This is a genomic window from Mesorhizobium sp. M0698 (assembly GCF_040320455.1).
Taxonomy (GTDB): Bacteria; Pseudomonadota; Alphaproteobacteria; order Rhizobiales; family Rhizobiaceae; genus Mesorhizobium.
Map to the genome: position 1 here is coordinate 154,280 of NZ_JAMYPQ010000007.1, position 22,961 is coordinate 177,240.

Below are 22,961 nucleotides of genomic sequence, written 5' to 3' on the forward strand. Positions count from 1 at the left end.
CCTCCACAGCCGCAGCGCCCGATGCGGGCTCGCGCATTCTAGCGCCTCCGGAGCCGACAATGAGGGGTACTTCAATAGGTCGGATACCGGCTCTCCCGTTGAAGCTGACCGCGGTAATGGGCGCAGTCGCGCCACAGGCTGCCATCGGGTTGCTGCTGGCAGAACGCACACTTTCTCCCCGTTGCGGGCGGATTCGAGATCGGTCGTGGCTGGGATGCTTTGTGCCGACGGTTCGACGCGCCGCATCGTCCGAAAGAAGCCGGAATGCGTCTAAGCTAGCTTGGCCGACCGATCCACCGCACGATTTCATAGGCAGGCATCGGGCGGCGAAAACCCTTCAGCGTCAGTTCGCCAACAAGAATGGATTCGACCAGCGACTCGACAGCGCCGAGGACCCGCTGGCTAACAAGAATCTGGCGCGATTTGGCCTCCTCGCACAATCGGGCGGCATGGTTCGACACAGTGCCGATGACGGCATAGTCCGAGCGCTGATCAAAACCGATGCGCCCGATGGTTGCGTGGCCCCTGGCAATGCCGATCCCAAAGCCAAGCAAATAGTCCCGCTTGCGCCATCGCTCTGAATGCTCGTCAATCGCGTCGCGCATCGCAGCAGCCATTGAGACAGCTCTCTCGCTGTGGTCGGCGCATGCCAGTGGATCGTTGAAAACCACGACGATACCGTCGCCCACGAACCGCTCGAGAGTCCCCTCGTGGCGGACAATTTGTTCACCAAGACAGGAATGATACTCGGCAAGAACGGTCATGACTTCTTCGGGTTCGGCGGTCTCTGCGAAGGCAGTAAAGCCGCGCAAATCGCAAAAGACAACGGTCACCTCGCGACGGTGGCTCTGCAAGAGCGCATCTCCATTGCCCGCCGCAACGATGAGGTCGGCGACCTGTTCGGGCAGGAACCGCCTGAGCCGCGCCATTCGCTCGAGCTCCGTCACCTGATCGGCCACGGTTTGCTCGAGCGAGCGATTCCAGTCGGAAAGTTGCGCGGCTTGGTCCTCAAGGCGTTTGGCTTGGCTCGCGACAGTGTCGTGAAGCGCCTTCTGACGCAGCATCGAGCGCACCCGCGCTAACAGCGCCCTGTGCTCGAAGGGCTTTGTCAGATAGTCGTCGCCACCGGCGTCCAGCCCATCGACCACGTCGCGCGTGTCGGCTTTCGAAGTGACCAGAATAACGGGGATCGACCGCAGCGATTGATCATGCTTGAGCATGCGTACCACACTGATGCCGTCGAGCTTCGGCATCATGATGTCGAGCAGGATCAGATCCGGCGTGAGTTCGCGGGCTTTCGCAAGCCCCTCTTCCCCATCGGCGGCGGTTGCAACTTCGTAGCCATTCGCCTCGAGGCGCATGCGCAGGATCTCGAGGTTTTCCGGAGTATCGTCGACCGCGAGAATGCGAGGCGGATCGTGCAAAGCGCTGCCTCCCTCAAGAAAGGAACCCGCGAATCTCGGAAAGCAGCTGGCGCGGACTGAATGGCTTGGCAATGTAACCATCGCACCCAGCAGCAAGGGCTTTCGCCTCGTCGCCCGACAACGCGTAGGAGGTGACGGCGATAATCGGAATGTGCCGGAGCGCCGGGTCGGCCTTGATGCGGCGGGCCGCTTCATACCCGTCGATCACCGGGAGCTGAATGTCCATAAGGATCAGGTCTGGCCTGTGCGCTCCGGCTGCAGCGATGCCGGCGGCGCCGTCCGCTGCCTCGATCAGTTCGTATTCGGTGGTGGCAATGAGATCGCGGATGATCTGGCGGTTGTCCTCGGTGTCTTCCACCATCAGGATTCGTTTGCTCATGCGGCCCTCACGTCCTCATTCACCCGGATTGGTACCTTGAGACGGAATGTCGACCCTGACCCGATCACGGACTCGACGTCTATGGTTCCGCCATGCATTTCAACGATGCGCTTCGAGATCGCCAGGCCAAGACCTGTGCCACCCTTCTGCCTGGTGCTGCTGTTGTCGACCTGCTGGAATTCTTCGAAGATGAGAGCCTGGTCCTTGGACGCGATGCCGGGACCGGTGTCTCGGACGGTGATCTCGAAGTGCCCGTCGACCGCATCGGCAAGAATGTCGACCGCACCCGTTTCGGTGAACTTGACGGCATTGCCTGCAAGATTGAGCAGGACCTGCGTCAAACGGCGTTCGTCCCCGCGGCCGATTGGAAGTTTCTCGGCAACAGTCGTTGAAAGCTCGAGACCCTTCGCTCGTGCCAGCGGCTCGACAGCCGTAACGGCCGAACGAACAATCTGCGCGACGGAGTAGTCCTCGATCGCCAGCGTGAGCTGGCCGGCTTCGATCTTGGAAAGGTCGAGTACGTCGTTGATGAGCCCGAGGAGGTGACGGCCGTTTGCCTGCACGCGCGCGACGGTCGTCTTTGCCTTGTCCGGGAGTTCGCCGTAGATGCCGTCGACCAGCAGTTCTGTGAAGCCTAAGACCGAATTGAGCGGTGTCCTGAGCTCGTGACTCATGTTCGCTAGGAACTGCGACTTGTGGCGGCTAGCAGCCTCCAACTCCCGGCCTTTCTCCTCGATCTCCCGGAACAGCTTGGCATTCTGGATCGCGAGCACCGATTGGGCTGCGAAGGTCTCCAGCAGGTGGACAACTTGCTCATGGAAGGCACCTGGCTTGTAGCGCCTGACGACCAGTGCACCGACGATCTTGTTGGGCCTCAGCAGCGGAACGATCAGGATACCGCGATATCCGGCTTCGAGGATCGTCTTTCTTACAAGGAAGGATGAGGCCTCCTCGCTGAGGTCGGGAAACTGCACCGGCATGCAGCGCCCGGGTGCGTCGCCGATCCCCATGTCGGCCAGCCCGATCGTCTGGTGTGAGACTGCGGCGATAAGCTCATCGCTCATACCGAAGTTTGCGCGCGGACGGAATTGCTGCCGCGTGCTGCTGAACACGTAGATGGTGCCAGCATCCGTCTCCGACAACTGGACCGCTTTCGCGACGATCGTTTTCAGCACCGTGTCGAGATCCAGCGTCGAATTGACCGCCTTGCTCACCTCACCAAGCGCCTCGAGCTCACCAACAGACGCGGCAAGCTCGCGCGTCCGTGACTGCACCGCCTCGAAAAGCCGCGCATTCTCGATGGCGATCACCGCCTGGTCGGCGAATGTCTCGACGAGCGCGATCTCCTTGGGATTGAAAGGTTGCGGCTCAACCCTCGTCATGACGAATACGCCAACGAGATCACCTTCCCGCAACAGCGGGGCAGCGAGGACGGTGCGGAATCCGCCTGCCTCAGCGATCAAGGCGACGCGGTAGTCCGGATCAGCGGTCACGTCTTCGATTTGCACGATCCGCCGATCTTCGATTACGCGCCCTACGGCGGAGCCTCGGCCTGCGGCAAGCGCTGGAAGTGGATTGGCGTCGACATAAGCACGGAAACTGGGCGGGTAGCCATGCGTCGACACATAGCGGAATACGCCATCCAGCAACTGCACGATACCACCCTTGTCGGCACGGCAGAGCCTGACAGCCGATTCCACCAACGTATCGAGCACGACCTGCAGATCGAAGGTAGAGCGGCTGATGACCTTCAGAACGTCTGCAGTGGCGGTCTGCTGCTGAAGGGCTTCGTCGAGCTGCTGGGTGCGTGTCTCAATCTCCTGATACAGGCGCCCCAGCTGGTCGGAGGTCTGGTTGACGTTAGCGGCGAGCACTCCAAGTTCGTCGCGATTGGCGACGGCAACCTGTTGGGCGAAGTCGCCGGCCGCTATCTGGCTGAGGCGCGTCTCGATCTTCTTGACCGGTTCGATCAACGACCAGGAGATGATGTAGCCGAGCCCCAACGCCAGCAGGATACTGCCCACAGCAAACGAGACCACGATCAGTCTGGACGTGCCGTACGCACCCTCGGTCGTTTCGATGGCCACTACCATGTCGGCCTCGGCCATGTTGACCAGCTGGTTTGTCAGCCGCTCGAGGCTATCAGCCGACGGTATGATTTCATCAAGCTGAACCTTGCGCGCCTCCTCAGTGCGGCCGGCGCGGACGAGCTCTGCCACGTGCGTCACCCCGGCCGTCAGCCGTTCGTACTCTTCCCTGACCTGGCCAAGCACTTCCACCTCGGCTTTGGCGACGAACTCCATGCGGTCGAGGTCGTAGCCGAACTGGTTGAGCTGGCGCAGCGCCGCATCCAGCATCCGGTCGTCCTGAAGCAAAAGGGCGGTGGAGATGCCGTAGAGCTGGGTGGTCGTATCGTGCTGGACCTGGCGATAGGCTGCTATCCGGCGCTGCAACTTGATCAGCTCGTTTGTTTGATCATTGACCCCACTCAGCACCTGCAACCCGACGGCCCCGAGCACGATCAGCAGGCCGACAATCGACAGGAACGCGATCAAGAGCTTGGTCTGGACGCGCGCCGGCAGCCGGGCAACCCAGCCAACGAGCCGGTTCGTTATGCTATTTGGATTCGTCCAAGAGGCTGAGAAGGTCATCCCGGAACTCCTCCAGGTCGAACCGGACACCAAGATACTGTACTCGCAAGATGCCACCGGGGTCCACGAGCGACGTCAACAAGGTATGGTCGACATCTCCGTTCGCCGCTTTCTTCGCGATGACCCCGTATTTCCGTCCAACCTCATGGACAATCGCCGGATCACCGGTAAGAAACGACCAGCCCTTCAGATCGGCGCCAAAATTCTGCGCATATTCCTTCAAAACATCGGGCGTGTCGCGCTCCGGGTCGACGGTGATCGAAACGAAGGCGATTTTCGGTCCGAATGCACTACCCAACTTTTCCTGCACGCTGGCCATATGGGCGGTCAGCATGGGGCAGACGTCGGTACAGTGCGTATAGATGAATGAGACGGCGACCACCTTGCCGCGAAAGTCGTGCAGCGACACACGCACACCGTCCTGCGATACCAAGGTAAAGTCCGGCGCCTGTCCGATCGTCGGCAGGCGCTCGTCGTGCGGCGCGTCGTGCGCGTGTGCCGGCCCGGCCATCAGCGCCAGCACCAAGATGCGCGCCGCCCACTCGCTCACGTTTTCATCTCGCGCTTGACCTCGTTGAAAAGGCGCCAATCCGTGCCGTTCGCGATGATCTCGTTTGGGTTCGACTTGACAATCCCGGCTTCATGCAGCCGCAGCGAGAAGAACCTCATCGTGTCCTCGGGATCGAAGTCGCGCCAATTAGAGTATGGGAGCTCGCGGAGCGACTGCACGGCGTAGTCGTATTGTTCGGTGTGTCCGCCATCCACCAGGAGGCGTGCCACCCGTTCCGGTTCGGCCGCGCAGATGTCGGCCGATTTGATGATGGCCCGGATGACGCGCTTGGTGGCAGCTGGATTTTTCTCGGCATACGCAGCGTTGACCGCCAGCATGCAGCAGTAATATTGCGACCACGGCCGGTCCTTGGAACTGTCGAGGATGACGTGGCCGACTTTGCGGGTGCGTAGGTCCTGAGCCTCAGGCGGAAAAGCCAGGAAGGCGTCGACCTTGCCCTCGGCGAAGAGCTCCGCCGGCTTTGCCTCGCCGACGATCCATTCGATGTCGCGTTGCGGATCGAGGCCGATATAGGTCGCCATAGCACTGACGAAGATATGCGGATCCGACGATAGATTGCCGCCGACGCCGACTTTGCGGCCCTTGAGATCCGCGATGCTCTTGATGTTCTCGCGTCCGAACAACTCGTAGCAGCCGACATGCACTCCGGAGATCACCTTGATCGGGGCGCCAGTGTCGACTGGAATGATTAGGGCCGTGGCAAAGTCAATGCCGAAGTCGATGTCGCCGCGCGCCAGCATCTCGGTCTGGGCGATACCGGCCTCGGCGGCCACGAAGCCGAAATCTGAGAACCCCTCTGCTCGGATCAGATCCTCGGCGACGTACTGCGGAGCAATGCAGATACCGGGCGCCGCCGCAAAGCGGGCGATTGTGGTTTCAGGTGCCGCTTCGGCGGCGGCCGCGTTGCGGCCCTTTGCAAGACCCACACCTGCGAGCGCGGACAGGCCTGTGAGGAAACGGCGGCGGTTCTGGATGATCTGCATAAGCCTTTCCTTCCCTGATGGGACACGACGTTCGGCGATTGCCTACGTCTTCAACTCCTGCTTTAGTTGATAGAGAAAGCGCCAATCCGTTCCGGTGGCGATTATCTCTTGCGGGCTCGACTTGATCATGCCCGTTTCGTACATGCGCAGCGCGTAGAAGCGCATCGAGGCTTCGGCATCGAAATCCCGCCATCTGTCGTACCGGAGGTCGCCAAGCGTTTGCAGCGCGAGTTCGTAGCTGGGGACGAAACCTCGATCGACCAGCTGCCCTGCAGTCCATGACGGATCTGAGACACAGAGGTCGGCGCCCTTGAGGATGGACCGCAGGACGCGCTTTGTCGCCGCCGGGTATCTGTCTACATAATCCGCAGTCGCGGAAATCATGCAGCAGAAGTGCTGCGACCACGGCGGGTCGGTGGTCGAGTTGAGGATTGTGTGGCCTACTTTCCTGGAGCGAAGTTCCTGCGTGCGGGGCGGTTGGCCGAGCACTGCATCGTACTTTCCTTCGACGAAGCCTTCCGCAAAATTGTGCTCTTCGATGACCCATTCGATGTCGTTGACGGGATCGAGCCCAACATAGGCGGCCATCAGAGAAACCAACACGTGTTGCGGCGAATCAAGCGTAAAGACCCCAACCCGCTTTCCCCGCAGGTCCGAGACGCCTTTGACGCTGTCGTTGGCGATCAGTTCGAGGCACCCGGAGTGCAGTCCGCTTAGTACCCTGATCGGCACTCCTGCATCGATCGACGCCAGATGAATCGGCACATAGTTCACACTGAAATCCGTCTCGCCGTTTGCGATCCACGCGGAATGATCAACCTTCTTGTCACCTTGCACATAGCGGACATCGGTGAATCCCTCGGCGCGCAGCATCTCTCCGGCGAGGTACAGGCCCGCCCAGCAATAGGCGCCGCCGATGTAGCGCGGCAGGCGGACCGAGGTGGTCTCCGGCAGCGGCTCAGCCCAGGCTTGCGTAGAGGTGCCGATAAGCCCCGCGGCGCCGGCTGACGCAGCGCCGGCTAGGAAACGGCGGCGGTTCTGGATGATCTGCATAAGCCACTCCTTCCCTCGATAGGGCGCACGGCGTGTTGGCGATTGCCTACGTCTTCAACTCCTCCTTCAGTTCGCTGAAGAAGCGCCAGTCGGTGCCTTGGGCCAAGAGCTTCTGGGGGGTGCTCTTTAGCATCCCGACCTCGTGGAGGCGCAAGGCGTAGAAGCGCAGGGTGTCCTCAGCGCTATACCCACGCCAACCGTAGGGGAGCCCCTTTATGACCTGGAGGGCATGGTCATAGCGCCTAGTATAGCCCTGCTCCACCAAGTACTGCGCGGACTGCTCCGGCTCGCTGGCGCAGAAATCCGCCGCTTTCAAGATGGCGCGGAGGGCGCGTTTGGTGGCCACCGGATACGTGCGGACGAACTCCCGGTTCCCAGCCAGCATGCAGCAGAAGTATTGCGACCAGGGCCGGTCCACGGTGCTGCTAATCACCACATGGCCGATCTGCCGCTCCCGCATCTCCTGCGGTTCGGGGGGAAAGCCTAGGTAGGCATCGATCTTCCCCTCACTTAGGAGCCGGATGGACTCGGGTCCCGGATGCGTGACGAAGTGTATGTCCTTATGGAGGTCCAGGCCCACATAAGCCGTCATAGCGCCGAGAAAGACGTATCGGCTGGAATCTAGCGCTGGCACGGCCACGGTCTTCCCCTTGAGGTCGCGGATCGACTGGATGCGATCGGTGCCGAACAGCTCAAAGCAGCCGACGTGGAGTCCTGCCAGGATGACGATGGGATCCCCCGCTTCCAGGCTGAGAAGGAGCGGGGCGGCGAAATGCGCACTGAGGTCGGCTTCACCAGAGGCGAGGGCCGGCGCGATGTCTGCGGTCCCCTCTTTTTGGAGGTAGTGCACCTCAGTGAACCCTTCGCTGCGCAGCAGTTCTTCGGCTACATACTGGGGGGCCTGACAGATGCTGGGAATCCGGACGAGCCGGATCCGCGTCGTCTCAGGCGGTGGCTCCGCAGCGGCTCGCCTGCGGACGCTAGTCGTTTCCGGCGGTGGCTCTGAGGGGAGCGATTGCTGGACCCCGACTAGGCTCGCGGCGCCGGCTGCCGAAAGGCCGGCCAGGAAGCGCCGGCGGCTCTGGATGATTTCCATGTCCACGTCTCCCCTTGAGACAAATGGGATCAGGTTTTCAGCTCACGCTTCAACTCGTCGAGGAAGCGCCAGTCCGTTCCGTCGGCGATGATCTGTTGCGGGCTCGATTTGATCATGCCCGTCTCCTGCATGCGGAGTGTGTAGAACCGCAGGGAGTCTTCAGGATCGAATTCCCGCCACCGGTCGTACCGGATATCCTTCAGCGTTTGGAGCGCGTAGTCATACGATGGGACGAAATCGCGATCGACCATCTGCCGAGCCACCCGCTGCGGATTCGACACGCAGAGGTCAGCGGCCTTGAGGATGGATCGCAAGACCCGCTTGGTCGCCACCGGGTACCTATTCACGTAGTCCGACGTCGCGGAGATCATGCAGCAGAAATACTGTGACCATGGGCGGTCGACGGCATTGTTGAGGATGGTGTGGCCGATCTTCTTGGCGCGCAGCTCCTGCGGCTGGGGCGGCGTGCCGAGGAATCCGTCGATCTTCCCTTGGACGAAGAGTTCCGTGGGCTTGACGCCCTCAGTCAAGACCCACTGGATATCGTTGACGGGATCGAGCCCGACATAGGCGGACATGAGGGACAGCCACACGTGTCGCGAGTTGTTGAAACCATCAACGCCCACCCTCTTGCCCCGCAGATCCGTGACGCTGCGGATGCTCTCCTTGGCGATCAGTTCGAGGCATCCCGAGTGCAACCCGGTTAGCACCTTGATCGGCACGCGGGCATCGATCGACGCGATTTGGTTCGGCGGAAAGTTGACCGAGAAATCCGTCTCACCGCGTGCGATCCACTCCGATTGGTCGACGCTTCTGTCGGCTTCTACGTAGCGAACGTCGGTGAAGCCATCTGCGCGCATCAGTTCTCCGGCGATGTACGCGCCGGCCCAGCAGTAGGAACCACCAACCCACCGCGGCAGCCGAACCGTGGTCGTTTCCAGCGGCGGTTCCGCGTGAAGCGACTCCGGAAAACCGACAATACCGGCAGCGCTTACCGCTGCAGCGCCGGCCAGGAATCGGCGGCGGGTTTGCATGATCTGCATCCGAACGCTCCTCTTCCGAATCGCAAATGGCAATTCTGGCCGGAACCGAGCAAAAGAGGTTCCGGCAGTGACAGACAGTCTTGTGAGCGCGCCGAACACAGCGAATTACGAGCGCGCCCAGAGTCTTGATGCGGGAGTCTTGCGCTCTCAGTCGCCGGCCCAGTATTAGCAACCGACGATATGCCACGGTACGCCCAATTTGCGTTGGTTGCGAGCGCAAAACTTACTCCGCCAAACGTCCCGCCAGCACCTCGCTGTCAGGGAGACTGTTTGCGCGGTTCAGAATGGCCACTTCGAGTTTACTGCGGCCGGGCCGAGTCATCGACGCAAAGGTCTGCACAGGGTCATCAGTACTGGTTGCGCTTAACGTCCGGTTCCGGGAAGGAAAATCGGCCTCGGAAGGTCTCGAAAGGGTCACAAAGCGACGCTTCCAGCCCGCGTCGCTCTGTCCGTTGTCGCAGGTTCATTTCACAGGTCGATCTGTTCAGAGATCGCCAAAGCGTCGTCCACTTCGATGCCGAGATAGCGGACCGTGCTCTCGTATGGCCCAGGAGCAGTTGCACCGCGCGAATGTTTCCCGTCTTCGTGTAGATCTGCGCGGCTTTGGTACGCCTCATCGAATGAGTTCGGTATCGCTTGGGATCGAGCCCGACGCTGGGCGCTGATGGCAGCTCGAGTCTGCTCCGTGATCTCGAATTGTACTGGTCGTCCGGTCTTGCGCTGGACGATTACCGCCCGGTCGCGAAACGTGCCGGATAGTGCCACGTCGCCGACCGTGATCGTGACGAGGTCACAGCATCGAAGTTTGCTGTCTATGGCAAAATTGACCAGTGCCAGATCACGTGCCGCGCCTGACACCTGCAGTCGTGTTCTAATGCTCCAGACCTCGCACGGCTTGAGAGGAGGCTTCTGACCGACAATGTGGCCTCTGTTCCAGCTGGGCATGGTTCTTCTCCATGCCGCCCTCCGCAGCCGCAGCGCTCGACGTGAGCCCGCGAATTCTAGCGTCTCACCTGGAAGCGCTACAAAGGATTCGGTTTGAGAGTTGTTGGTTGTCGGTGCCGATGAAGTGCACCTTCACAATGGGGCACAACCCGCCCTTAACGGACATTGATCGGAACCCACGGCCATCGCCCTCACAACCAAAACGAGCCTATGTCTGACGAGAGCAAGTAGGCGATCCAAAGCGATACGCCCTTTAGTCGGGAAGGCCAGCCTTGTGGTAGCCTTCGACGAAGCGCTGGAGCAATTCCTCGTCGTCGAATGGCTGCGATGTTGCCCAGTGCCTGATGCTGAAATGGGGATTGCTCATCATGAAGAATTCCGCCTCCTGATGGGCTTCATCCTGGCGCCCGAGCTGCGCGAGGGCTGCCGCTAGCATGCGCCGCGACGTGGTGCGGTAGGTTTCCGGCTTGCGTAAAGCCTCGACCGCGGATTGATAGTCGCCGAGCGCATAGTAGGCTTGGCCCGCCATCCAATAATACCACCCCGGTGGGCGCGGATTGAGCCGCAATGCCCGCTTCACGAATTCGACGCCTTTGACCGCGTCGCCCCTCAAGGTGATGAGATCCGAGCGCATCGCCCAGGCATCGGCATGATTGGGATCGAGCTTGAAGGTCGCCTCGAACTCAGCATCCGATTCCGCGAAACGCCGTTCGTGACCAAGTATGATGCCCAGCACCCAGCGGTTCCCGGCATCGTTAGGGTCGAGCGCCACTGCCCGCTGCGCTTCCGCGAGCGAGCGAGGCTGGTTGGCTTCCTTCGGCTCATCCCAGAACAGCCAGCCGAGCCAAAGATTGAGGGCCAGCCAGCTATGTGCTTCGGCATAGTCGGGATCGAGACCAATCGCCTTTTCCAGGAGCATGCGCGCTTCCCGCGCGCCTAACCCGGTCTGAAAACTGACGCCGCGGGCTTGCACGCAGAGGTCATAGGCTTCGAGACTCGTCGGCCGTTTGCGCGCCGGCCGTCCGGCCAATCGGCCGACTAGGGCTTCGACGATCTTGGCCGTGACCTCATCCTGCACTGCAAAGATGTCCTCGAGGCTGCTGTCATAGCGCTCGGCCCAGATATGATCGCCGCCGATTGCGTCGATCAGCTGCGCATTAACGCGCACGCGCCCCGCGGCGCGCCGGGCGCTGCCTTCAACCACATAGCGCACCCCAAGATCACGCGCGGCCAAACGCACATCGACCGACCGCCCCTTGTAAGCAAAGGTCGAGTTGCGCGCGATAACGAAGAGGCCGGCGCAGCGAGATAGGTCGGTGATCAGGTCTTCGGTCAAGCCGTCGACAAAGGTTTCCTGCTCCGGATCGTTGCTCATGTTAGTGAAAGGCAAAACCGCGATCGAGGGCTTATCGGGCAATTCCAGCGATGCCAGTCGGCCGACCGGAGCGGCTCTCGGAAGCTGCAGGTTTACGCGATAGCAGTATATCGGCTCGACTATATTCTTCACCCGCTGCTCGCCCATAGGCTCGAACGCAAACGCCAGCTTCTGCCTGACTTCCTTGGACACCTTCTCTGAAACGCAGATGCCACTGGGCTCGGCGAGTTGTTGGAGGCGCGAGGCCACGTTCACGCCCTCGCCATAGCGATCGTCCCCTTCGACGATCACTTCTCCAAGGTTGATTCCGATCCTGACTTCGAAGCGCTGGTCTTCGGCGACGCTCGCGTTACGCTCCGCCATGCCGCGTTGAAGCGTGACCGCGCATTCGACCGCATCCACCACGCTGCCGAACTCCGCCAGCAGGCCGTCTCCCATAAGCTTGAAGATTCGCCCGTGTCGTGTTGCGATTTCCGGCTCGAACAGCTCTTTGCGGCCACGTTTTAGCCGGTCGAAGGTGCCCGCTTCATCCGCCTCCATGAGCGTCGAGTACCCGACAACATCGATGGCAAGGATGGCAGCGAGCTTCCGCTCCATGTTGGGCCTCAGTTAGGATTCGCGACACGCAAGCCGCAGGTCAGAGGCGGGTAGGGATCGGCGCCTCCGGCGTGCCCTTACCGGCCTTTGATACCACAGATCACGCCTCTTGAGACTATTGATCGCGCGACGCTCCGGCTCTCCTGCCGCAGCGGAATGCAATGTCGGTTATGGTCCGCTTCGCCGCATCCGGCACGATGAGCAGCCCGGCTGCACGATTCAGAGGCTCGTCCCACAGGCGGGCCATTATCGTTTCGCCGCGCTCGGCACACCTTCTGCAGACGCCGCAACGATACGCCTAGCCGGTGCACCGACGGCGCCCCAGCCGCCGGCTTCATGGTTCTCGACAGCCCTTCCTGCCTGCGCTTGCTTCGCCCGGTCATTCCGGCAATCCCGCCTTTCGCAGGGCCGACGCCAGCATTTCCATGAGTTCTGGTCGGACGACGCTCATCCGCACGAATGCGCTGTTTGTCCAGCCCGGCGCGACCTCCAACAGCCGCGAGGCGGCTGCGCGTGCGGCATCCAGGCGGTCGAGATTGACATAGGCTGCGACGAGGCTGGCATAGAGGACGCTGAAGCCGGGCGCTACTTGGATCGCCAGCGTCGAATAGTTCACCGCGTCATCATACCGGCCAGTGAAGAGGTGGACCCAGGCCAGCGCCAGGTACGAATGATAGTTCAGGGGATCGAAAGGACTGAGGCGAAGTGCCTTGAACGCGTGATCGCACGCACGTTCATAGGTTTCGCTGTACATGTGCACCATCGCGCTGAAGCCGTATGCCAGAGCTAAGTTGCGGTTTAGCTTCAAAGCTCTATCGAGAGCGCTGATGGCCCGTGCGTAGTCATGGGTAATCGTGGCGTGAACGAACGCCCCCATCGACAGCGCCTGGGGATCGTCGGCGCCGATCGCCATTGCGATGTTGGCGTGCTTCAGCGCGGCAGCCCTGTCTTCGGGATGGAAGCCTCCGCGCAGGAAGCGCTGTTCGTATCCCCAGGCCGCATAGCCATGTGCGGAAGCGTAGTTCGGGTCGAGACTCAAGACCTCGTTCAGCAGGCGCAGGGCTTCGTTGGTATCGGCCGGCGTGTTGGCGTAGGCATGTGGCAAGGCGCGCAGGAAGAGATCATATGCGTCAAGGCTGTCCGGCCGCTTGCGGCGCGCTCGGTCGATCTCAGCGCGCCGCAGGGTGGGTTCAAGCGTCCCGACAATACTCTCGGTCAATCGGTCCTGCAGGTCGAACACGTCTTCCGCCGCGCCCTCGAACTTGTCTGCCCAAACATGGGTTGCATCTTTGCCCTCGATAAGCTGTGCGGTTATGCGCAGTCTGTCGGCAGCCCGCCGCACGCTCCCTTCCATCACGTAGCGGACGCCAAGCTCTCTTGCGACCTGCCGGATATCGAGCGTTCTGCCCTTGTAGGCGAAAGTGGAGTTCCGCGCGATGACGAACAGACCGGGTATCTTCGACAGGCCCGTGATGAGGTCCTCCACCAGCCCGTCCGTGAAATACTCCTGCTCGGGATCACCGCTCATGTTGGTGAACGGCAGCACGGCGATGGACGGCTTGTTGGGCAACGAAGGCGATCTGAGCTGTTGCATGTCGGCGACGAACCGCTGGCGAAGAACGCGATAGACCGGGAGCGGTTCAGCGATGTTCTTGACATGCTGCTCGCCCATCGATTCGAAGCCAAAGGGAAGCTTCCTTTCGACTTCGCGAGCAACTTTACCGGAGATGTAGATGCCGCCAGGCTCCGCTAGTTGCTGCAGGCGCGCTGCGATGTTGACGCCGTCGCCGTAGCGATCCTCGCCCTCGACAATTACTTCGCCGAGATTGATGCCTATTCTCACCTCAATGCGATCGTTCGCGACGGAATCCGCGTTGCGCTCGACCAAGCTACTCTGCAGCGCCACCGCGCACTCGACCGCATCCACCACGCTGGAGAACTCGGCGAGCAGTCCGTCGCCCATGAGCTTGAATATGCGTCCGTGTCGTTCCGCTATTTTGGGCTCAAACAGTTCCGTGCGTATCGCTCTGAGACGCTCAAAGGTCCCTGCCTCGTCACTCTCCATGAGCGCCGAGTAGCCAACCACGTCAGCCGCCAGGATGGCTGCGAGCCTTCTCTCCAAGAATTCTCCTCAAGCAGACCAATCGGCCAAGGATAGCATACGACGGGTCGTGAATCTGGGAATAGTTCACCTGCGGGACGTGGCGTGGCACGGCGGCGATCTGCTCCTTCCGAAGGCCGACGCGGATGACCGACTGCCACCCAACCAAGCCGTTTGACCCGAGCTGGCAACTGCTGAGTAGGCGAAGTCCGCATCGCCTCGATCGCGCCAATTGCCGACCTTTCCGGCGCTTCTCCGAAGCTGACGTTCGCGGTGCGGCCGGAATGCCACCGAACCTGCCGACATCATAGCCACGCCTCGAGTAGAGGCTTCGTCTCGAGCACCTCGGCACGGTTCCGTTCGCGCGATAGAAGCAGCGGTTGGCGATTGAGCAGCATGGAATCGCCGAATTCATGCGCGCGGTATCGATACGCGGTGAAGGCTGCGGAGGCCTTGGCGAGCAGAGCATCGTCGGCAAAGGCGCGCAGGAGCTCGAAATGGCTTTCGCCGGGCTGGTGGACGCCTGTGAGAATCGCATCGACCACGCGAAGCCGCGTGCCCCGCGCGATGCGCCCTGTCGCAATGCGTTTTCCGGCACGCACACCGCCATCGGGATTGGCGGCTGCCTCCAGAGCGCGCACTACGCTCGTGCCGATCGCGATGATGCGGCTGCCGCGGAGCTTCGCCCGCGCGACCTGCGCTGCGGTGCGTCCAGGGATGCGGTAGGGCTCGTCGAAGGGAAGACGCGAATCGAGCGCGGGATCGCCGGTGGAAGAGACGCCGGCGGCATGCGTGAGGGTTGCAAAGCCAACGTCGTGCCGACGCCAGGCTTGGAGCGTGCGCCAGTCGAGCGCGAAGCCTGCCGACGGCGCCTCGAACGCGACCGGCCCGGCGGCAATCTTCGTCCAAACATCCCACAGTGCCAACGGCTCGGGAACATGCGCGTATTGGATCGGCCGGCCGTAGTGCGCCAGTCCTGCAAGCACCGCTGCGCGGTTGCCTGGGAAGTGCAACTCGAGAAGGCGTGGATGGTCGAGAAGGCGCTCGACGACGGCGTCAAGCGAGCCGAGCCGGAGGCGATCGCCTGGTGACAGCGGAGGCGGAGGCAGCCGGTCTTCCGTGCGCGTGCGGTGATCGCCCGAGCCGAAGGCAATCGCCACGAAACGGGTTGGATCGGGAAGTGACAGCCAGCCCGCCAGGCGGATCTCGATCGCCTCACCGCTTGGGACATGCGTGCCGTGCAAGCTGGCAGGCAAGGTCGCGGCGTCATTGGCGACGACCAGATCGCCGGGGTTGAACAGCGTCGCGAGTCCAACTCGCGGCAGGTCGCGCATCGTGCCGTCCGCCTCGACGACGAACAGCCTGGCGGAGCGCCGATCGGGACGATCGGCGGCAATCATCCATGTGCTCCGGCGAGAAGCGTAGAGCGGACCGGCAACGCGTCGAGCATCTTTTCGATGATCTCGGCAGCTGCCTGCTCGGGGCGCTTCAAGGTCGCCGGATCAGCATCAGGGATCGCGAGCGCGTGCAGTGGGGTGTCCATATCGCCGGGGTCAGGCGCGAGGAGCCGGATGCCGTCTGCTTTCGCCTCCTCGTCCCAAATCGCCGTCAGATGGGCAAGAGCGGCCTTGCTCGCGCCGTATGCTCCCCAGCCGGGATAGGCGTTCACCGCGGCGTCGCTGGAAATGTTGATGACCAGCGCGCCGCGGCCCTCGCGTGCGGACGCGGCAAGCGCACCGAACAGGGCTTTCGTCAGCCGGAACGCGCCGACGAGATTGACCGCGAGCGCCATTTCCAGCTCCTCGCACTCGGTATCGGCAAGGAGCGCCAGAGGGACAGGGCCGAGGCTCGACGCATTGTTGATCAGGACATCGAGCCCGCCGAGGCTGGCAGTGACCTGCAACGCGATCGGGTAGATGTCCTCCTTCTTGCCGACGTCGCCGACAATACCGTGCGCGCCCGTCTCGTCGGCGATGCGTTCGACATTCGCGGCGGTGCGGGCGACGAAGGCGACGCACGCATTCATCGCGGCAAGCTGCCGCACAAGCGCCAGTCCGAGGCCGGACGTGCCGCCCGTGACCGCCACGCGAAGTCCCTGAAGTTCGACATTCGTCTCCATTGCCAGTGCTCCTTTAATCCGTATGCCTCTTGGTACAAGTTCAAGTTAACTTGAAGTCAAGCGGGAATCGTGCTTTCGTTCATGCATGGATTCCATGCTGACCATCACCGACGTGGCGCGGCGCAGCGGCGTCGCATCATCGGCCCTGCGCTTCTACGAGGAGCGCGGGCTGATCGCGTCCGAGCGGGCCGGCTCGGGACACAGACGCTACCCGCGATCCGTGCTGCGCCGGATCGCCTTCATCGTCTTCGCGCAGCGCATTGGGCTGACGCTTGAGGAGATCGGCGGCGAGCTGGCCAAGTTGCCAGCCGATCGCGTGCCGTCGCGTCGGGATTGGTCGCGGTTATCGGGCCAGTGGACCAAGCGCATCGACCAGCGCATCGCCGAGTTGCAGCGCCGAGGTCGGGGCTTACCGAGTGCATCGGTTGCGGCTGCCTGTCGATCGACCGGTGTAGCCTTGCGAACCCTGCCGATATGGCAGGACGCAAGGGGCCGGGGCCGAGGTATTGGCTGGGGTGAGTTGGCAGCCTGCCTGTCACTATTGCAGAACTCGGCAGCGCAAGACTTCGCCAAGTGCGAGACGCTGCGGCCCCGTAAGGTTCAGCGGCGGTATTGTTCGTCGCTGACTTTCTCCATCCGCTCGACGGCCTTGCAATCGAGTGATTCCTGAATAGCAATATGCGACATTGCCGTAGTTGGGGTCGCGCCATGCCAATACATCATGATGATCCAGGAGCAGGCGGGGCGCATCGAAGAAGCTCGTCGGATGGGCGGCGCAGCTTGTCGCGGCGCGGCCAACGTTCACCATCACGTCCTGGTTTAGAACGCAGTTCCGTAGTGATGTCGAGCGGATGGCCGCAGACATGGCCTCGCACCGCGCGGCCGGTGTCTCGGAACAGTAGATGCGCGTCACCCGATCCGGGCTTTGGGATTTTGCGACTAAACGGCAGCAACGAGGGTCATTGTTACGCGTTCGCCAAGCGGAAGAACGCGCCACTTTCCGACCTCAGCACCTCTAAGCGCGAACGTCTGGTGTGATGCCCGATGCGCGCGTTCGTAGGGCCATCTCGCTGTTACATCGCGGTGACAAAAGCACCGCGACGGTGGCGTCAACCGGTTACCAAGGATAGCAAATATCTCCGGCCTTCTGGGAGTGGCATGTCAGCGTCCCCAGAGGCTGCGTGGGCGTGTCGCCGGTTGGCTGTTAGCGCGGCGACTGGAACGCTCCACGCCTCGCAAGCGGGATAGCGAAATCTCGTGAAGGCAAGGTCGAGCTGCGTTTTCCGTTCTGTATCGGCGACGGGCGGCGACTGGGAGAGACGGATACCATGCACATGGGGCGTCTGGAAGTTGGCAGGACATGGACGCGGGGCGGCCCGCGTGCAGGCGCTTGGCTGAGCGGTGCAATGACCACGCAGCGTCACCTCGCAGCGATCATGGTTTGCGACGTGGTCGGCTATTCGCGCCTGACGGAGTGCGACGAGCGCGGCACGCTCGAGCGGCTGAAGATCTACCGCAAGGACCTCCTCGAACCGCTGGTCTCTGAGCACCGGGGTCGGATCGTCAAGCTCACCGGCGACGGCATGCTGTGTGAGTTCGCGAGCGTCGTCAACGCGGTGGCCTCGGCGATGGCGATCCAGCAGGCCCTGGCAGAACACGAGGCGGAGATGCCCGAGGAAGAGCGGATTCGCTTCCGCATCGGCATCAATCTCGGCGACGTGGTCTGCGAGGAGGACGGCGACCTCTACGGCGACGGGGTCAACATCGCCGCGCGCCTCGACAGCATCGCCGACCCCGGCACCGTGGTCGTCTCAGGCACCGCCTACGACCACCTTCAGGGCAAGCTCGACTGCGGCTTCACGCCGCTCGGCGACCTGCGCCTCAAGAACATCGAGCGGCCTGTGCGCGCCTACCGCGTCGAGACCGACGCCGGTGCCTCGGTGGCTGCATCGCCTCCGCTGCCCGCGAAACCCTCGATCGCGGTTCTGCCTTTTACCAACATGAGCGGCGATCCCGACCAGGAATACTTCGCCGACGGGCTGGTGGAGGACATCATCACGGGATTGAGCCGGGTGAACTCCTTCTTCGTGATCGCCCGCAACTCGTCCTTCACCTACAAGGGCCGGGCGGTAGACCTTCGCCAGGTCGGGCGCGAGCTGGGCGTCCGCTACGTGCTCGAAGGCAGCATCCGCAGAGCAGGATCGCGGGTGCGCATCAGTGGGCAGTTGGTGGACGCGATCAGCGGACACCATGTCTGGGCCGACCGCTTCGAGGGCGACGTGAGCGATATCTTCGACCTGCAGGACAAGGTGACCGAGAGCGTCGTCGGCGCTGTCGAACCGAGCATCCGGCTGCAGGAGATCAAGCAGGCGCGCATGAAGCCGACCGACTACATCGGTGCCTACGACCTCTACCTTCGTGCGCTGCCGCGCTTCTACAGCATGAGGCGCGAAGGCTTCGCCGACGTGCGCCGGCTCACCAACGAGGCGCTCAGCATCGACCCAGGCTTCACCCTAGCGAAGGCACTCGGTGCCTATATCCGCAGCCTGTCGGTGAGTCAGTGCTGGCACGAGCCCGACGATATCCGCGTCGCCGTGCGCATGGCTCGCGAGGTGCTGGCGGACGCGCGAGACGACCCGACAAGCTTGCGTTTCGCCGCGCAGGTGATCGCCTACAGCGCCAAGGATTGCGAGACGGCGCTGGACACGATCGAACGGTCCCTGCTCCTTAACCCCAATTCGGCGCAGGGCCATACGGGCAGCGGCTGGGTGAACGCCCATTCCGGCCACCCCCTCGTCGCGATCGAGCACTTCCACAGGGCAATGCGGCTGAGTCCGGTCGACCCCGAGAAGGGCATCGCGCTCTCCGGCATCGGGATGAGCTACCTGATGCTCGAACGCTACGAGGAAGCGCTGGTTTGGGGAGAACGAGCGCTGCGCGAGATGCCGAATTACGGCTCCTCGCACCGGATGGTGATCATGGCGCTGGTCAAACTCAACCGGCTGGACGAAGCGCAGGCGGCGGCGCGGCGGCTGATGGAGGCGTTCCCGACCTACACGCTCACCCTGCAGAGACAGATCAACCCGTGGCGGGACAAGGTGTTCGCCGAGCGTTACGTCGAGGCGCTGGGCATCTCCGGCGTGCCGGAGTGATCGTCGCGTTTGCAAAGATGCCCTCTCCTGCGCGTCACGTCCGGCCAGGCGACGTCCCTTGATCCCGTGTCGCTTCTGGAAGGATAGTTCTCTGGCCGGCTTGTCCGAGGACTGAGCGCGTAGAGCAGCCGTGAACAGCCGGCGCGAAGGCCGACGGACGGTTCGGCAAGCAGGACTTCGCCTATCTACCTGATCGGGATGTCTATCGCTGCCCGTCCGGAGCGTTGCTGACCTACCACTACAGCAACGTCGAGAATGGCATGACGCTGCGTCGCTACTGGTCGACCGCAGCTTGCGCGGCCTGCCCGATCAAGCGGCAATGCACGCCGTCCAAGGAGCGCCGGATCACCCGATGGGAGCGCGAGCATGTCGTGGAGGAGATCCAGCGCCGGCTCGACGCCAATCCCGACGCCATGCGGACAAGGCGCGAGACGGTCGAGCATCCCTTCGGCACGATCAAGGCCCGCATGGGCGCCACCCACTTCCTGATGAAACGCCTCCACAACGTCCCTTGCCTGCCCATGTATGGCCATGGTTGTTCCAGCGCTTTCGCGGCGTCAGCTATCGTCTTGACTACCGTGGCGTTGCGATCAAGGTAGACGCCGGCATTGTTGTCGCTCTCCGCGTTGGGCGGCTCAACGCGAAGGCAGGGCCCGAGGTTGCATGAACGGGTACAGATTCCGACCGTGAAGAGCGTGCAGCGATGAACAGGCAATAGAACCTCGGCTGTCGGCGCCATTTGCAAGATAGTTGTGCATGTCGGTTGCAGCGACCGCGGCGTGGCCGAATGCTACGGCAAGCTGATTGATCTCGTCGACGACATCCCCGGCGGCACTATTGCAAGGTCCAGGGCTGACACTATGGCAGCAAAAGTCTCGCGACTAGAACGAGTGCTCAAGATAAAACCCGCCGCGCTCCGAAGCGCGACGGTTCGATCGAGCGTTGCACCAAGCACGGGGGCTTGGGGTCTGGTCGGGCTTTACCCCTGTGTCGCGGATCGTGAGAAACGATACGCGCGGTGCCAGTTTGCGTCTACCAACGCCAGTGGGACGAGTGTCCGTAGCCGGTTGGGGCGTGACGATCATCGCGAATGTCCGCTTCTTACACGCCGTTGACTTAGCCAGCCCAATGGCCCTTTCAAAATGCCTTTCAAACGCGCCGGCCCATATCCTTCCGACGTCGATCTTTGCCAGCGGATTTTCGACCAGATATGCAGCGACCAGCATATCGCCCGGTCATCCTTGGACGCCGAGCACCTAGCCCTGGAAATTTTGGTCGCCTTGCAGGAGGCTGACGCGGATGAGGCTGAGCTGCTTGAACTCGTCAGATCGAAACGGCGGGATACTCGTCATCTCAGAAATCCTGCAGTGAGGCATGGCGGAAGTCTTCTTCGCCCCTGAGAGGATGCTCCACGGGGACCATGATCCCCGGCCCGGCTTCACTGCGTGGTCGGCCCCTTTGGCAGATTCTTGGATGCTCGCTCACGCGTCCAGTCGGCCGTCTGGAACCTGCGCCAAACTGCCAGTTCTGGACAATGCCAAAGCACTCTCCTGTGGGGCATCGCGATCACCCTCTTGTTGCCCTGCTGGCCATATTCGTCCTCGGGCCCTCCTAATCGTTGCGACAGCAGGATTTGACCTGCGGGCGCCGGGTCGCTCCATCCTGGCTTGAGCTAAGCCGCCACTTCCGGCGTTTCTCCTCTCGATCGCGGAGTCGAGCAGCGACGAGCTGACCTGTCCTGATGACGACTGTCCCCTTTCTGCAGTTGACGGCGAGCGGCGCGGCATTGGGGAAGCGCCGGCCCGCGCTGGCATTAATCAAGCCGATGAGCAATCAGCTGGCGAGTTTGCGATAGTCATCAACATAGGGCTACCGAGCGGGAGCCATCGTCATTCCAGATGGCTTTCATCGCCGCCTGCGCCGCCGTGATCCGAGGACGGCAGCGAAATCTTCCTTATCCGCACAAAGGGCATATAGTGGTAGGAACAAGAATATGGTCGGTTTCCAAATCTCATAGCCGGGCAAAGGGAGTTGAATGATGTCCACGAACAGCAAAGGTTTTTCGCGTCGCTGGGTCCTCGGCGGCAGCGCTGTCGCCTTCGCGGCCGGTCCGTTGGGAATGCCGTTCGTGCGAACGGCACACGCGCAGGTGGCGACCTACAAGGCCGGCGTTATTACCTCGCTGTCGGGCGAGAACATCCTCGGCGGCAACCTGACCAAGCGCGGTTACGACCTGTGGGCGGAGGCCATCAATGCCAAGGGGGGCGTCGAGGTCGCCGGCGAGCGTTTCAAGGTCGACATGTTCTACGGTGACGACCAGAGCAACCCGGCGACCGGCGCCGACGCCGCCGAGCGCCTAATCGTGCAGAACGAGGTGGACGTGCTGTTCGGCCCCTACACCAGCGGCTCGACCATCGCCGTGCAGCCGATCTGCCAGAAGTATCAGGTGCCGATGATTTCCGGCTCCGCGGAATCGCCGAACGTCTGGAAGGCCAAGCCGGAATTCAACTTCGGCATCATCCCGGCCGTAGACACCACTGCCGGTAAGTCGCTGGCCGTGCTGGCGAAACTGTCCAACCCCACGGCCAAGACGATTGCGGTGATCGGGGTCAACGAGCCTTTCTCGAAGGAAACCGGCGAAGGTTTCCGCGACGGAGCCAAGGAGGCCGGGCTGGAAGTCGTCGCCTACGAATTGGTGCCCGCCTCGGGCGACCTAACCCCAGTTATCTCTAAGATCGCAGCGCTCAATCCCGACATCGTCGCCGTCGGCGGCCATGAGGAGCCGCTGATCAATGTCGTCAAGACCTCGAAGTCGCTAAACTTCCGGCCCAAGGCGCTGATAATGCACTACGGCGTCACCGACCCGGCCTTCGCCGAGGCGCTGGCCGCGGACGCCGACGGCACCTGCGGCGTCTCGGTGTGGCTGCCATCGGTTCCGTACAAGGACGACGTCTTCGGCACCGCAAGGGAGTTTGCCGAGATGGCGCAAAAGAAGTCCGGGCACGAGCCCGACTACACCGAAGCGGCCTGCGCGGCCAGCGGGCTCGTTTTCGGCGATGCCGTCAAGCGACTCGGCAAGAAGCCGGCACTAACGCCCGAAGACAGGGTGGCGCTGAAGGACGCGATCGCGGAGACAGACATCCAGACCTTCTATGGGCCGATCAAGTTCGAGAAGGAAGGCAACCACTACCATGACAACGTCCAACCGGTTCCGGTGCTGATCCAGATTCAGGGCGGCAAGACGGTGGCGGTGGGCCCGAAGGAGGCCGCGTCGGCAAACCTCACCTACCCGCTGCCGGCCTGGAAATAAGCGGCTTCGGACAGGGGGTGGGCAGCCTCATCGCCATCACCCTGTCTGGGGGAACGACGACGGTTGCGCGTGCTCAGAAATAACGGACCGTGCCTAGAGTGCGGCCGCCTTGCCGCGGCACCCCGCGTTTTTTTGGTTTGGCTGACTGACGGATGGTTCCCG

The 22,961-nt window shown here is 62.2% G+C and carries 15 protein-coding genes and 3 pseudogenes; 4 read left to right on the forward strand and 14 right to left on the reverse strand.

Annotated elements, in window-relative coordinates; genetic code table 11:
• Nucleotides 1-275: 275 nt before the first annotated feature.
• From NKI16_RS17080 to NKI16_RS17140, 13 genes and pseudogenes are all read right to left on the reverse strand, one after another.
• Nucleotides 276-1,424, reverse strand: a complete 1,149-nt coding sequence (locus NKI16_RS17080) for a response regulator (RefSeq protein WP_352923449.1) — start codon at nt 1,422-1,424, stop codon at nt 276-278.
• A 13-nt stretch (nt 1,425-1,437) separates the two neighbouring features.
• On the reverse strand, nt 1,438-1,803 hold the full coding sequence (locus NKI16_RS17085) for a response regulator (protein ID WP_140762002.1): 366 nt from the start codon (nt 1,801-1,803) through the stop codon (nt 1,438-1,440).
• Complete coding sequence (locus NKI16_RS17090; RefSeq protein WP_352699509.1) at nt 1,800-4,454, reverse strand: GAF domain-containing protein; 2,655 nt, start codon at nt 4,452-4,454, stop codon at nt 1,800-1,802. Before NKI16_RS17090 ends, NKI16_RS17085 begins: the two co-directional genes overlap by 4 nt.
• A complete protein-coding gene (locus tag NKI16_RS17095) occupies nt 4,420-5,004 on the reverse strand; it encodes an SCO family protein (RefSeq protein ID WP_352923453.1) in 585 nt (194 codons plus the stop codon). The genes NKI16_RS17090 and NKI16_RS17095 overlap by 35 nt, the downstream gene beginning before the upstream one ends.
• Complete coding sequence (locus tag NKI16_RS17100) at nt 5,001-6,008, reverse strand: ABC transporter substrate-binding protein (protein ID WP_352923456.1); 1,008 nt, start codon at nt 6,006-6,008, stop codon at nt 5,001-5,003. Before NKI16_RS17100 ends, NKI16_RS17095 begins: the two co-directional genes overlap by 4 nt.
• A gap of 42 nt (nt 6,009-6,050) precedes the next feature.
• Nucleotides 6,051-7,061, reverse strand: a complete 1,011-nt coding sequence (locus NKI16_RS17105) for an ABC transporter substrate-binding protein (RefSeq protein ID WP_352595954.1) — start codon at nt 7,059-7,061, stop codon at nt 6,051-6,053.
• Nucleotides 7,062-7,107: 46 nt separating this feature from the next.
• A complete protein-coding gene (locus NKI16_RS17110) occupies nt 7,108-8,157 on the reverse strand; it encodes an ABC transporter substrate-binding protein (protein WP_352700855.1) in 1,050 nt (349 codons plus the stop codon).
• 29 nt (nt 8,158-8,186) lie between these two features.
• Nucleotides 8,187-9,200 carry an ABC transporter substrate-binding protein gene (locus NKI16_RS17115; RefSeq protein WP_352923461.1) on the reverse strand — a complete coding sequence of 338 codons (1,014 nt, stop codon included), beginning with the start codon at nt 9,198-9,200 and terminating at the stop codon, nt 8,187-8,189.
• Between the two features lie 468 nt (nt 9,201-9,668).
• A pseudogene (locus NKI16_RS17120) lies at nt 9,669-10,145 on the reverse strand (site-specific integrase).
• A gap of 253 nt (nt 10,146-10,398) precedes the next feature.
• Entirely contained in the window at nt 10,399-12,117 is a 1,719-nt protein-coding gene (locus tag NKI16_RS17125; protein WP_352757530.1) for an adenylate/guanylate cyclase domain-containing protein, read from the reverse strand.
• A gap of 379 nt (nt 12,118-12,496) precedes the next feature.
• Nucleotides 12,497-14,239 (reverse strand): adenylate/guanylate cyclase domain-containing protein, encoded by a 1,743-nt coding sequence (locus tag NKI16_RS17130; RefSeq protein ID WP_031212539.1) that lies wholly within the window; start codon nt 14,237-14,239, stop codon nt 12,497-12,499.
• A 284-nt stretch (nt 14,240-14,523) separates the two neighbouring features.
• Complete coding sequence (locus NKI16_RS17135; protein ID WP_352923466.1) at nt 14,524-15,618, reverse strand: S-adenosylmethionine:tRNA ribosyltransferase-isomerase; 1,095 nt, start codon at nt 15,616-15,618, stop codon at nt 14,524-14,526.
• A complete protein-coding gene (locus NKI16_RS17140; protein ID WP_352923471.1) occupies nt 15,615-16,337 on the reverse strand; it encodes an SDR family NAD(P)-dependent oxidoreductase in 723 nt (240 codons plus the stop codon). The genes NKI16_RS17135 and NKI16_RS17140 overlap by 4 nt, the downstream gene beginning before the upstream one ends.
• 85 nt (nt 16,338-16,422) lie before the next feature.
• Between NKI16_RS17140 and soxR the strand changes: the two are divergent.
• A pseudogene (gene soxR / locus NKI16_RS17145) lies at nt 16,423-16,856 on the forward strand (redox-sensitive transcriptional activator SoxR).
• 81 nt (nt 16,857-16,937) lie between these two features.
• Here soxR and NKI16_RS17150 read toward each other — a convergent pair.
• Complete coding sequence (locus NKI16_RS17150; RefSeq protein WP_502897605.1) at nt 16,938-17,087, reverse strand: hypothetical protein; 150 nt, start codon at nt 17,085-17,087, stop codon at nt 16,938-16,940.
• Nucleotides 17,088-17,743: 656 nt separating this feature from the next.
• Between NKI16_RS17150 and NKI16_RS17155 the strand changes: the two genes are divergently transcribed.
• The 3 genes and pseudogenes from NKI16_RS17155 to NKI16_RS17165 all read left to right on the forward strand — a co-directional run bounded on the left by NKI16_RS17155 (nt 17,744) and on the right by NKI16_RS17165 (nt 22,799).
• The gene (locus NKI16_RS17155; protein ID WP_352923474.1) at nt 17,744-19,489 is read left to right on the forward strand and encodes an adenylate/guanylate cyclase domain-containing protein; all 1,746 of its coding nucleotides are present in this window, start codon (nt 17,744-17,746) and stop codon (nt 19,487-19,489) included.
• A gap of 134 nt (nt 19,490-19,623) precedes the next feature.
• Nucleotides 19,624-19,998: pseudogene (locus NKI16_RS17160) on the forward strand (transposase); the annotation flags it as partial.
• Nucleotides 19,999-21,527: 1,529 nt separating this feature from the next.
• On the forward strand, nt 21,528-22,799 hold the full coding sequence (locus tag NKI16_RS17165) for an amino acid ABC transporter substrate-binding protein (RefSeq protein WP_352698423.1): 1,272 nt from the start codon (nt 21,528-21,530) through the stop codon (nt 22,797-22,799).
• The last annotated feature ends 162 nt before the right edge of the window (nt 22,800-22,961 follow it).

What these genes read in the sequence shown, in the direction of transcription:
- NKI16_RS17135 (WP_352923466.1), bottom strand. Translation starts at nt 15,618, where the DNA reads ATGATTGCCGCCGATCGTCCCGATCGGCGCTCCGCCAGGCTGTTCGTC.
- NKI16_RS17100 (WP_352923456.1), bottom strand. Translation starts at nt 6,008, where the DNA reads ATGCAGATCATCCAGAACCGCCGCCGTTTCCTCACAGGCCTGTCCGCG.
- NKI16_RS17165 (WP_352698423.1), top strand. Translation starts at nt 21,528, where the DNA reads ATGTCCACGAACAGCAAAGGTTTTTCGCGTCGCTGGGTCCTCGGCGGC.
- NKI16_RS17110 (WP_352700855.1), bottom strand. Translation starts at nt 8,157, where the DNA reads ATGGAAATCATCCAGAGCCGCCGGCGCTTCCTGGCCGGCCTTTCGGCA.
- NKI16_RS17155 (WP_352923474.1), top strand. Translation starts at nt 17,744, where the DNA reads ATGACCACGCAGCGTCACCTCGCAGCGATCATGGTTTGCGACGTGGTC.
- NKI16_RS17125 (WP_352757530.1), bottom strand. Translation starts at nt 12,117, where the DNA reads ATGGAGCGGAAGCTCGCTGCCATCCTTGCCATCGATGTTGTCGGGTAC.
- NKI16_RS17150 (WP_502897605.1), bottom strand. Translation starts at nt 17,087, where the DNA reads ATGCGCCCCGCCTGCTCCTGGATCATCATGATGTATTGGCATGGCGCG.
- NKI16_RS17090 (WP_352699509.1), bottom strand. Translation starts at nt 4,454, where the DNA reads ATGACCTTCTCAGCCTCTTGGACGAATCCAAATAGCATAACGAACCGG.
- NKI16_RS17115 (WP_352923461.1), bottom strand. Translation starts at nt 9,200, where the DNA reads ATGCAGATCATGCAAACCCGCCGCCGATTCCTGGCCGGCGCTGCAGCG.
- NKI16_RS17085 (WP_140762002.1), bottom strand. Translation starts at nt 1,803, where the DNA reads ATGAGCAAACGAATCCTGATGGTGGAAGACACCGAGGACAACCGCCAG.
- NKI16_RS17140 (WP_352923471.1), bottom strand. Translation starts at nt 16,337, where the DNA reads ATGGAGACGAATGTCGAACTTCAGGGACTTCGCGTGGCGGTCACGGGC.
- NKI16_RS17105 (WP_352595954.1), bottom strand. Translation starts at nt 7,061, where the DNA reads ATGCAGATCATCCAGAACCGCCGCCGTTTCCTAGCCGGCGCTGCGTCA.